The organism is Stenotrophomonas sp. HMWF003 (assembly GCF_003061285.1).
In the GTDB taxonomy this organism is placed as follows: domain Bacteria; phylum Pseudomonadota; class Gammaproteobacteria; order Xanthomonadales; family Xanthomonadaceae; genus Stenotrophomonas; species Stenotrophomonas maltophilia_AP.
The window spans coordinates 8,705-9,574 of sequence record NZ_QAIW01000221.1 but is presented as its reverse complement, the minus strand read 5'-3'; the positions used below and the strand labels follow the sequence as shown (position 1 = coordinate 9,574).

General features: G+C 67.5%; 1 protein-coding gene. It reads right to left on the bottom strand.

The genetic code is table 11. The features are described 5' to 3' along the window. Positions 1-80: 80 nt before the first annotated feature. On the bottom strand, positions 81-870 hold a 790-nt coding region (locus tag DBR34_RS08950), incomplete at its 5' end, for a phytase (RefSeq protein ID WP_258223773.1).

The following is an 870-nucleotide window of genomic DNA, read 5'->3' as shown; positions in this document are numbered from 1 at the left end:
GTCCGGTGTCTTTGCCGCGGCCGGGCCGTTGCCCAGCAGCAGCACAACCAGCAGCGCCGCCGTGGCGAGCATGGCGCGGGTCATGGCGCGCACTCCAGCGGCAACGACAGCTGCCGGGCGACGTTGGCCCAGTCGAACGCCACCACGCCCTGGTCGTCATGCACGGCATACAGCACCCCGTGCGGGAACCGCGCAGAGGCTCCCTGGTCGAGCCAGATGCCGTCGGTGTTGGCCACCGTGTTGCCCTGGAAGGCGCCGACGTGCTTTAAGGTGTGGCGGTCGAACAGGTGGAACACGCTGCGCTGCTTGCCCTGCTCGGTGGTGATCCACCAGCCGTCCTTGCCGCAGGTTTTCAGCATCACGCCTTCGGCCTGTGCCTTGAAGGCATCGCGGCCGAAGGTGGTGCCGGTGAAGCGGCCTTCCAGCGTGTACACCTTGATTTCGCTGGCGTAGGTCTCGTCTTCCTCGGCAATCAACAGACGGTCGTTGGCCGGATCGCCCCAGATCGATTCGACCACGCGCAGGGCGCCGGCCTCGCTGGTGTCGCCGATGCTGCCCACCAGCGTGGCGTCCAGCGCGCTCCCCTTCAACGTGAGTGCGTAGCGACGCACGCGCTTGTCCAGTTCGGCCAGGGGCGGCAGCACGTCATTGCCCTGCGCGTCTTCGCCGGCATCGTAGGAGTCGGTGACGTAGACGTCGTAGCCTTCGCGCTGTTTGTTCACCCAGAGCCCATAGGGCTTGCGCAGGTCGTCGGCGGCGAACACCCCCAGCGGGGCGAAATCGGGCAGGTGCAGCACCTGCACGCGGTGGTTGTCGCGCTCCACCACCAGCACCAGGTCGTCGATCACGGCGATGCCGTTGGGGCGGTCG